This is a genomic window from Acidobacteriota bacterium (genome assembly GCA_018001935.1).
Lineage (GTDB): Bacteria > Acidobacteriota > JAAYUB01 > JAAYUB01 > JAAYUB01 > JAGNHB01.
In genome coordinates this window covers 43,060-52,502 of sequence record JAGNHB010000040.1, presented here as the reverse complement: position 1 = coordinate 52,502, position 9,443 = coordinate 43,060, and the positions used below count along the sequence as shown (strand labels likewise).

Sequence of the window (9,443 nt, the reverse complement as noted above, 5' to 3'; positions counted from 1 at the left end):
TAACGTTTTCGCCGAACAATATCCGAAGTTATTTCGCAAAACCGGTGAAAAAAATGGGGGGAGGCTCCGCGCTGACCCGGGAGAGGGGACCAGGCCGCGGGGCGGGAGACGGATGGGAAGCGCCGCGCGCAGGCCCGGTGGGCGGGTCGGGAAAGGGGACACTCACTCATCCGCCTTGGTTGAGTGTCCTGTTTTTTTCGCTCGTTGTCTCCCTGGCTGCGCTGCGGTCGTTGGCTTCCCTTTGTGGATCCCCCGTTTTCTTTGGAACAAAATACTGGGCGAGATCGTATAGCTTGCATAACATGGTACTGGGCGAGGAAAGGATGGAAAACAAGATCACCCAACTGCGGAAAGGCATCCTGGAATTGGCCATTCTCGGTGTCCTGAGCCGTGGAGCGCACTACGGGTACTCCTTGGGGCGGTTGCTGGCTGGAGACGACACCATCGATCTGAAGGAGGGCACCATTTACCCGCTCCTCTCCCGCCTGGCGAAGGAGGGTTTGGTGCGAACGCGCTGGGTGGAGTCCCGGGAAGGTCCGCCCCGGAAATACTACGAACTCACGGTTGAAGGCGAGCGTGTCTTCAAGGCCTTGATCGATGAGTTTCGCCGCCTGGAAAGCCTTGTGGACCGTTCGCTTCACCCGGCATGCGACGCTACTCCGTCACCCTGCAGCAGCAACTTGAGCCTGGCGGTGGAGACCGAATCGGAACAACGTTCCATTTTCTCAATACCTACCCCGGGGAATACTCGTTCGGTGACGTCGGCCGAGACGACGGACACACCGGCGCGAAACCAGGCACCTCCTTTCAAATCAGGAGAGAACGGTGACAGTGATGAAATGAGTGTCCCATGCCTGCCATGCCTGGGTGAAGTGAGTGTCCCACAACCTGGTGAAGTGAGTGTCTTGCAGGTCAGTGTCCCGCAGGTCGTCCCTCGTGTTGCCCCGCGCCATCACCCGGGTACGTTGCCCGACACCCCGGAAGAACACACAGAAATCCCGAAGGAGGACAGACATGAGTCCTGATTACCCCAAGGCTGTCGAGTCGATCGTCTCGGATTACATGGATAAACTCCGGGCCCACGTCAACCAGCTTGCACCGGGAGACCGGGAAGAATTGCTCCGCGAGATCGAGTCCCACATTTTCGAGTCCTACCGGAACGAGCCGGGTGACGACGCGGTGGAGCGGATCCTGCGCGTTCTGCGAAAGCTGGGCGAACCGGCGGATGTGATGGCGGCCCGGGTCCCCGACACCATGGTGGCGCTGGGAAAGCGTAAAAACGCTCCTTACTACGTCCTTCTCGGGGTGGTGATCGCCCTCTTCGGGCTTCCCCTGGGCCTCGGGGGACTCTCCGTGGTCCTGGGGCTCGTGGTGACGCTTCTCGCCCTCGTGCTGGCCTACTTCGTTACGGCGGGGTCCTTCGTCCTGGCAGGCCTGGGGGGCACCATCGCCAGCATTATCCACCTCCTGGACCCCACCTTTTTCGACCGGGCCTTCCGGGCCATGGGCGCGCCGGGGGCACGGTTCTTCGACGTTCCCGGCGTTTCGCTGCACCCACAACTGGAAGGCACCGTGGTCCTGTTCATTTCGCTCCTGATGATGGGGCTCGGCATCCTGATGATCTGGGCGGGACGGAAGATCCCCCGGGGCCTTCTGCTTCTGGCCAACCGGGCATGGGAAGCGGTGAAGAAGTGGGCGCGGACGTCACGGAGGGAAAGCCCGTCAATCCGTCGCGAGAAGGCAAGCCTCCGCGAATGAACACCACTATTCGGGGAAAACGCCCGCGGCGGAGATCGACGCCACCCACTCCTGGCCGAGATAGCCGGGGTGCGTGATCACGTCAAGGGGGTCCCCCGCCTTGACACTGTCATGGAAATACTTGGACACGGAAAAGGTCAGTTCGGACCGGCCGGGCCTCCAGTCTGAAAAAGTCACGTAATAGGTGCGGGAACTCTTGTTTGTCCGGATGGACTTGTTCAGCACCGTGGCGTGTCGTTTCACGGGGGGACTCGGATCCAGGTAGCCGTTCAGGAAAACCGAACCGCCCATGCCGGCCAGGGGGAAGGCCAGAAGGGACACCAGCGCCATGGGGAGAAAGGCAAGATGAGACCAGGCATGGCCCCGGAGACCCTTGAAGAGCAGCATCCAGAAGACGCAGAGCGCGAGGAGGGAATAGAGAACGAATTCCGAGAGAAAGTCGAAGTCCAGCAGGCGGTACATGACGGACCCCGCAGCAAGCATGATCACACCGAGGACGAGGACCAGACCGGTCAGAGCCGCCAGGGCCGCCACCCGGGGAAGCATCCCGGCGAGAGGCCGGTTCCCGGCATGCAGGGGCTCAACGTGGGAGGATTGCCACCCAGGGCCCGCATCGAGGTCCGAGACGAGCTTCGTCATCGCCTCGGGGCTCAGCGTGGGGAGGACCACCCCGGAAGGCGTCGTCCGGGCATGACTGATCACCGACAACCCCGCCGAGGTGGCCTGGATCTTGACCACCCCGGGGTCTGCGGTGAAGATGGCCCGGACGGTTTCCCGCCTGCGGGTGTCTGAAAAATAGTCCCGGTAGTACACCGTCTCGTCGGTGAGCAGGAAAAAGAGGTCGTCGAACCGGGGGTCCCCCGTGGCGAGTTCGGCGGTGAGGCCGATCTTCTTGAAGAATTTCTGGACCGACTGCTCCCGGATTACGGTCAATCGGGGAAGCAGGATGTCCGGGAAGGTGAAGGAAACCCCGGACGGGTGGTTCTTGTTTCCCTGGATGTGCCGGAGGACACACTGGCGGTCGCCGATGGTCCGGATCGCCGGCCGGCCGGCGTTGAATCCTTCGGGGTCGTCGACGTTCAACTGGGCCGCCAGGCCGGCGTCCACCGGGACCTCCTTCTTCACGGCGTCCCGCAGAAGCCAGGCGAGCAGGACGACGACGATCCCGATGATCACCACGAACAGGATCATGAGCGTCAGGGCAAGTCCGCTCATCTCACACCTCCGTCTCGATCGGGTTGAACCAATACCAGCGACGATGCCCGGGGTCCAGGGCCTGCACGGCCTCGGCCAGGGTTTCCGGGCTGACAGCGGGGAGGACCACCCTCCAGGCCTTCCGGATCCGGCAGATGACCGAGAGCCCGAAATCGGTGGCCTGGATTCTGGCCACCCCGGGGTCCGCGGTGAAGATGGCGTGAATGGATTCCCGCCGATGGGTGTCCCAAGGTGAACCCCTCGACGTCATCCATCTTCAGCCGCCTGGCGAGGACGGCGGCGGGCAGGGAACCCTTCCGCAGGGAGTTCCGGATGTATCGGATGAACATGGTGAGGACAAACACGCTCAGCACGCTCACGACCAGGCGAGTTACACAGGGGTCGGCCATCTCACTCCCTCCGTCGGCTCCACCGTGCGCGGGGCTCACTCGGGCTCGCTCTCACCGGTCCGGATGGACTCCACCCACTCGTGGCCGAGATAGCCCGCGTGGGTGACCACCTCGAGGGCGTCGTCCTTGTCGATGCCGTCGTAGAAGTGCCTCGACACCGAGTAGGTGAGGCTGGGCTGGTCGGGTTTCCAGCCGGAAAAGGTTACATGGTAGGAGCGGGAGTTCTTGTTCTTCCGGCTGTACTTGTCCAGGACCGTCACCTGCCGGATCACGGCGGGGCTCTCGTCCAGGTAGCCGTTCAGGAACACCGCGGAACCCATGCAGGCCAGAGGGAAGGCCGCGATCGACACCAGGGCCATGGGCACGAAGGCCAGGTGCGACCAGGAATACCCCCGGAGCCCCTTGAACAGCACCAACCAGAACGCGGCGAGCGGGACCAGGGAGTAGAGGAAGAAATCCCGAATCAGACCGTACTCCGTCAACCGAAAGGAGACGGACCCGGTGATCAGGGCGATCAACCCGGCGACGAGCAACAGGCCGATGAGCGCTGCAAGGGCGACCACGCGGGGAAGCATCCCGGAAAGCGGGCGGATGTCGGCGTGCAACGGGGTGAAGTGCGCCGAACGCCACTCCGGACCGGCGTCGAGGGCCCGGGCGGCGTTCGCCGCGTCCCGGGTGCCCAGGAGAGGGGAAACGACCCCCTTGAGCGTGGCCCGAACCTGGCAGACCACCGACAGGCCGGCGGAGGTGGTCTGGACCCTCGCCACGGCCGGATCCGCGGCGAAGAGGGCCCGGATGGCCTCCCGTCGTCCTGCATCCGAAAAATAATTCCGATAGTACTCCGTTTCGTCGGTGAGCAGGTAGAAGTCGTCGTCGAAGCGAGGGTCCCCGGTGGCCAGTTCCGTTGTCAGCCCGATCTTCTTGAAGAATTTCTGCCAGACCCCCTCCCGGGTCACGGTCAGTTTGGGAAGAAGAACGTCCGGGAAGGTGAACGAAACCCCCGAGGGCTGGTTCTTTCCCCCGCGAATGTACCTCAGGACGCACTGGACCCCGTCGACGGTATGGACGACCGGCCGCCCCGCGGTGAAATCCCTGGCGTTTTCCACCCCCAGGCGCTCCGCGAGACCGGCGGCGCCCCGGGGTTTGGCCTTGAAGGAGCGCCGCGCGAACAGGAAGAGCAAGAAGACGATCAGTGCGTTGAGCACGACGAAGAGGATCACGATGGTGAGGAAAATACTGTTCATGGTTCAACCCCTTTCCGGTTTCTCGCGGAGAGTGCACGTCCGCCGGCGCTCCGCCGGCAACGGCCTCAATGCCTGATTTCGCTCGCCTGGGCGAGCACCGTTTCCGGGATCGCCAGGCCCGTCTTCCGGGCGTTCTGCAGATCGACGATGATCACTTTGGCCTCCGCCGGCCGGAAGGGGATCCGGGACGGGAGGTCCCCCCGCATAATGCGCGCGGCCGTGAGGGCCGCCTCGCGCCCGGCTGTGCTGTAATCACGGCAGATCCCCAGGGCGGCCCCTTTTCTTACACCGTCCGAGGTGTGGCTGAAGAGCGGGATGCGGGCGCGGCGGGCCGCTGCAGCCAGGCCGTCGAACCCAGCGGCGGTGAGGTTGTCGATGACCTGCACCACCGCGTCGGGGCGCCGCGAGCACAAGGCTTCCGCGGCGTAGGAAAGCTCCTCCGGCGTGTTGGCGGGAACGGCGATCACCTCGATCCCCCGCGCCCGGCACTCCCGGGAGAAGATCTCCTTGTTCAACACCGAGTTCACCTCGACCGGGCAGAAAAGGGTCCCCACGCGCCGGAAAGCGGGGAAACAGGAGTGAAGGAGCTGGGCCATCTCCGGGTAAGGCCCCAGGGTGGAAATGCCGGTGATGTTGGGGAGATGGTCGGCGGCACTCCTCCCGGCCCCGGCTTTCACCGGGTCCGCGACGGTGCAGAAGACCACGGGCGTGTCCATGACTTTTTGCACCGCAGCCTGCAGCGTCGGGGTCGACACCACGAGGTAGAGGTCGACCCCCTTCACCCGGGCGGCGTCGAAAAGGGAGGGCAGGGTGGCCATGTCGCCCTGTGCGCAGGCCAGGGTCAACGTGTAATCCCGTCGCTCGACCAGCCCGGCCTCGGGCAACCCCTCCCGGATCCCCCGCAGGGTTTCATCCGAGAGGAAGGAGTCGCTGTAGGTCACCACGTGGATCCGCCAGCGCCGGGCGAGCGGTTCGGCCTTCCGGTGCGTTCCGCCCCGGTCGATCACGACGCCGGCATCGGCCAGGACATCCGGCGGGATGGCCCAGGGCTCTGACAGGCCTTCCGCCGCAGACAGGTTCACGGCCAGTTGTTCCGGGACGGCGCTCTCCACCGGTTCCCGGGCCGGGTCCCCGCCTGCCAGGATCCGCGCCGCCTTGCCTCCGGCCAGCTTGCCCACCGCGTAGTAGTCGGCCCCCAGGCTGAAGAGGGCCCCCTGTTCGCAGTAGGCGGGAGCGTTGGTGAAACAGGGGATCCGGGCTTCTCGGCAGGCTTGGACAATGCCGGGGAAGGTGGACTCCACCAGGTTGTCCCCGCCTGTCCAGATGGCCTGGACGTCCCGGGAGGCCAGGGCTCGGGCGGCATCCAGGACCTCTGCGGTTGCGTTGACCGTGACTTCCTCGAGGATGATGTCCAGTTCGGCACAGACTTTCCGGGCAACGGTCAGACATTGCTCGGCGCAGGCTTCGGACGGGCACCAGACGACACCGACCCGCCGCAGGGACGGGTTGATCCCCCGGGCCCGGAGGAAAAGCTCCCGGACCGGCTGAAAGGTCCCGATGCCCGTCAGGTGGGGCGGCCGGCCGGCTGGTGATTTCGCACTCAAGCCCACGCCGGCCGCGAAGGGGTCGGTCACGCAGCAGAAGACGTGGGGCACCCGGCCGTCCCGGTTCGCCTCGGCCAAGACCTGCAGGCAGGGGGTGCTCACCGTCACCGCCAGATCGAAGCCCCCGTCCGTGATGGCCCGGGCCATCACGGCAGCGTCGGGTGCGCTCCCTTCGGGATTGTAGAAAGCCACCTGGAGGTTCTGCCCGACGTTGTAACCGCTCGACCGCAATCCCTCGAGGACCCCGGCCACGGTATCATCGAGCACCGGCCGACTCGAATACTGGAAGATGGCGATTCGTTTGAAGCCCTTCGCGGACAATGCTTTTCCGGCCCTCCCGAGGTCCGAGAGCAGCAGCGCCGCCGATGCCGTCGCAACAAGGAGAATGCCGACTCCAAACCGTTTCACGTCCGTTGAACCTCGCAGATCTCAGGATATCATGCGGAGCCCCCGGGCGAAAGCGGATCGTTGTCCTCAGAGACATCCGGATCAAAGCTCCCGGCCCACGAGAAAGCGGGAACTCACGCGATGGCTGCCGTGGGTGTCCAGGCGTGACAGGTCCGCCAAAGAACGGTTTTACCCGCGAATCACGCGAATCGTCGCGAAACGGAATATCACAAGTCATTTTATTTATTCGTATTTGTTGTTCGCGGGAAATATCAACATTGCAAAAGGCAAAACCGCGAGGCCATCCCGATTGGTGAGACAACTGGTTGCCGCGGAAGAAGTTGCGTATTATTTAGTCGAATTACTAAAAAACTAGTTGACCGCTCCAATTTTTTTAGTAGAATGGGCCGTGACAGGAGGTGCATCGTGGCGAGAAAGAAACAAAATACCCAACGTCTGCTGACGGAGGCCGAACTGGAGATCATGAACGCGGTCTGGAAACTGGGGGCCGCGTCGGTCCGCGAGACAATGGACGCGCTCGGAGCGGAGCGCAAAACGGCCTACACCACCGTGGCCACCTTCATGAAAATCCTGGAGAACAAGGGTTTCCTTGAGAGCCGCAAGGTTTACGGGGTTTTGTGCTACACGCCCAGGGTTGCCCGGGAATCGTATGAGTCCGTCTCGGTCCGGCACCTGGTGAAAAATGTCTTCCAGGGGGAGCCCTCGGCATTGGTGAATCGTTTGCTGGACGACGAGGGCTGGTCCCCCGAGGAACTTCGCGCCCTCCGGGATCGCCTGCGGCGGCTGACGGAAGGTGAGTGATGGGCAGCGTTCCCCTGTTCCGCTTTTTTCTCCTGGTCCAGGTTTGCCTGGTGCTGTTTTACTTCCTGTGGCGCCTCTCGGCGTGGCAAGCCGGGGCCGTGACGCAGCAGGCGGGTGCGCGACGCTGGGTCACCCTGGGAAGGGTTTTCCTGGCGGCATCCCTGGTGTCGCCGTTTCTCTGCGCGGGCCTGGAGTCAGTGCCCCTGGCCTCGCGATGGCTGCCCGAGACCCCGTACGCCGGCCGCTTCCTCGGTGAAAGGGACGGGCCGGGGGAGGGCTGGACCCCGGCGGAACACAGGACACCCACTCAAAGGTCCGATGCTCCCGGGGCGCCAGGTGAGGGATTCCCGGGGTTCGCGGCGCTGATCTGGGCCTTCGGGTCAGTGGGTGTCCTCGTCTTCCGCGGCCTCCAGTGGCGACGGCTCGACCGTTTCCTCGCCGGGGCCGTCCTGCTGAGACGCCGGGGGCGGCTGGAGGTCCTGGTTCACCCGGGGGCGGTGTCTCCCTTTGCGGCCCGGCGGTGGAACCGGGCGATCATCGTGATCCCGGACTTCCTCGTGGTTTCGGGACGATGGCGCGAAGCCCTCCGGCACGAACTGGTCCACCACCGGCGCGGCGACGTCCTCTGGGTGGTGGCCTGGGATGCGCTGACGGCACTCCTCTGGGCGAACCCCGTGGTCTGGCTCTGGCGGAGGCGGTTGGGCGAACTCCAGGAACTGGCCTGTGACGAGCAGCTCCTGGAACGGGGCTGGGTGAGTCCCCTGGCGTACGGGGGAACCCTTCTCGACGTGGCCGAGGCTTTCAACGCCCGCCCGGCGCCCCGCCTGGGGGCCTGCGCGACCATGGCGGAGCGTGGCCGCCGGGGGGGACGCTCGGCCCTGGCCCGCCGTTTGGACAGAATTCTCAACTATTCCCTTCTAAGGAGGTTCGATATGAGACGATGGATTGTCTGGACCTCGGCCGGCCTGGTTCTCTGGTTCGTCGTGGCCGCCGCATGGGCAGCCGGCGGCGCCGACGCGGGACCGGCCGTCCCCGACGTGCGACTGCAGGCCGACCTGCAGAAACTGGTTTCGGAAAAGCTGTCCGCCCACCTGGAACGCTGCGGTGCCCGCCGCGGCGTGGTGGTGGTGATGGATCCGGCTACGGGGGCGGTCCTGGCACGGGCCGGCGCAAGGCTCGACGAGACGGCGCGCCGGGTCGTGGCGGACGACACGGTACCCTTCACCCTGCACTTCCTGGGCGCCTCCACCATGAAAACCCTCGTGGTGGCCGGGGCCCTGCAAAAGCGCCTGGTGACCGCCTCGGATGAATTCGACACTGGCAACGGCACGCTGACCTTCCAGGGGCGGACCTTCCACGAGTGGAAGGAGGGCGGCCTGGGAAAGGTCACCGTGGCCGACATCCTGGTGAAGTCGTCCAACCTCGGCGTGATCCTGGTCGCCCGCCGGCTGGGCACCGAGAGCCTGGCGGGATTCCTGGACAGCCTCAGCTACAAGGTGGCCCTGGACGCCCCCGTGGAGGACCTCGCCTGCGGCAACTACAGCGGCGTCTCCATCACCGCCCACCAGTTGGCCTATGCCTATGCCGCCCTGGTCAACGGCGGGCGCGATCCCCGGACCGGTGAGACCGTGATCCGGCCCGACGTGTCGGACTTCATCCGGAAAACCCTGGTGAAAGCCGTCGAAGAGGGCACCGGAACCAGTGCCCGCTGCCGGGGGATCGCCGTCGGTGGCAAGACCGGCACGTCCGTCCGGGAAGTCGACGGCGCCCGGACCGGCACCGCCTACTTCGTTGGTTTCGCCCCGGCGGAGAACCCCCGGATGGTCATGAGCATCATCGTTGACGACGCAGGGAGCGAGGTCAACGGGAACCGCCACGCGGCCAGCCTGTTCCCGGAGATCGTGCAAAGCGGCCTTCCCCTGCTGGACCGGGCCGAAACAAAGAAGTAGTTTTCTTCAACACTTTTTGCCGGGACTCCCGCCCCGGCCGGTTTCCGTCCCCCGCGGGGCGGAACCGTCATTTGC

Annotated in this window: 8 protein-coding genes; 4 read left to right on the top strand and 4 right to left on the bottom strand. The window is 64.8% G+C overall.

The window, feature by feature from the left end:
- The first annotated feature begins 323 nt into the window (after nt 1-323).
- Entirely contained in the window at nt 324-1,025 is a 702-nt protein-coding gene (locus tag KA419_14470; protein ID MBP7867138.1) for a PadR family transcriptional regulator, read from the top strand.
- Entirely contained in the window at nt 1,015-1,758 is a 744-nt protein-coding gene (locus KA419_14465; protein ID MBP7867137.1) for a DUF1700 domain-containing protein, read from the top strand. Before KA419_14470 ends, KA419_14465 begins: the two co-directional genes overlap by 11 nt.
- A 6-nt stretch (nt 1,759-1,764) precedes the next feature.
- On the opposite strand, the gene KA419_14460 is transcribed toward KA419_14465, so the two are convergent.
- The 4 genes from KA419_14460 to KA419_14445 all read right to left on the bottom strand — a co-directional run bounded on the left by KA419_14460 (nt 1,765) and on the right by KA419_14445 (nt 6,618).
- Nucleotides 1,765-2,973 carry a hypothetical protein gene (locus KA419_14460; GenBank protein MBP7867136.1) on the bottom strand — a complete coding sequence of 403 codons (1,209 nt, stop codon included), beginning with the start codon at nt 2,971-2,973 and terminating at the stop codon, nt 1,765-1,767.
- Nucleotide 2,974: 1 nt separating this feature from the next.
- Complete coding sequence (locus KA419_14455; GenBank protein MBP7867135.1) at nt 2,975-3,223, bottom strand: hypothetical protein; 249 nt, start codon at nt 3,221-3,223, stop codon at nt 2,975-2,977.
- 174 nt (nt 3,224-3,397) lie between these two features.
- A complete protein-coding gene (locus KA419_14450; protein ID MBP7867134.1) occupies nt 3,398-4,606 on the bottom strand; it encodes a hypothetical protein in 1,209 nt (402 codons plus the stop codon).
- A gap of 65 nt (nt 4,607-4,671) precedes the next feature.
- Nucleotides 4,672-6,618 (bottom strand): ABC transporter substrate-binding protein, encoded by a 1,947-nt coding sequence (locus tag KA419_14445; GenBank protein ID MBP7867133.1) that lies wholly within the window; start codon nt 6,616-6,618, stop codon nt 4,672-4,674.
- 405 nt (nt 6,619-7,023) lie between these two features.
- On the opposite strand from KA419_14445, the gene KA419_14440 reads away from it, so the two are divergent.
- Both KA419_14440 and KA419_14435 read left to right on the top strand, forming a co-directional pair.
- Entirely contained in the window at nt 7,024-7,419 is a 396-nt protein-coding gene (locus tag KA419_14440; protein ID MBP7867132.1) for a BlaI/MecI/CopY family transcriptional regulator, read from the top strand.
- Nucleotides 7,419-9,368 (top strand): hypothetical protein, encoded by a 1,950-nt coding sequence (locus KA419_14435; GenBank protein ID MBP7867131.1) that lies wholly within the window; start codon nt 7,419-7,421, stop codon nt 9,366-9,368. The genes KA419_14440 and KA419_14435 overlap by 1 nt, the downstream gene beginning before the upstream one ends.
- Nucleotides 9,369-9,443: the final 75 nt, after the last annotated feature.

Bases quoted from the DNA above. Each gene is read 5' to 3' on its own strand.
- KA419_14470 (MBP7867138.1), top strand. From the start codon at position 324: ATGGAAAACAAGATCACCCAACTGCGGAAAGGCATCCTGGAATTGGCC.
- KA419_14450 (MBP7867134.1), bottom strand. From the start codon at position 4,606: ATGAACAGTATTTTCCTCACCATCGTGATCCTCTTCGTCGTGCTCAAC.
- KA419_14460 (MBP7867136.1), bottom strand. From the start codon at position 2,973: ATGAGCGGACTTGCCCTGACGCTCATGATCCTGTTCGTGGTGATCATC.
- KA419_14455 (MBP7867135.1), bottom strand. From the start codon at position 3,223: ATGACGTCGAGGGGTTCACCTTGGGACACCCATCGGCGGGAATCCATT.
- KA419_14465 (MBP7867137.1), top strand. From the start codon at position 1,015: ATGAGTCCTGATTACCCCAAGGCTGTCGAGTCGATCGTCTCGGATTAC.
- KA419_14435 (MBP7867131.1), top strand. From the start codon at position 7,419: ATGGGCAGCGTTCCCCTGTTCCGCTTTTTTCTCCTGGTCCAGGTTTGC.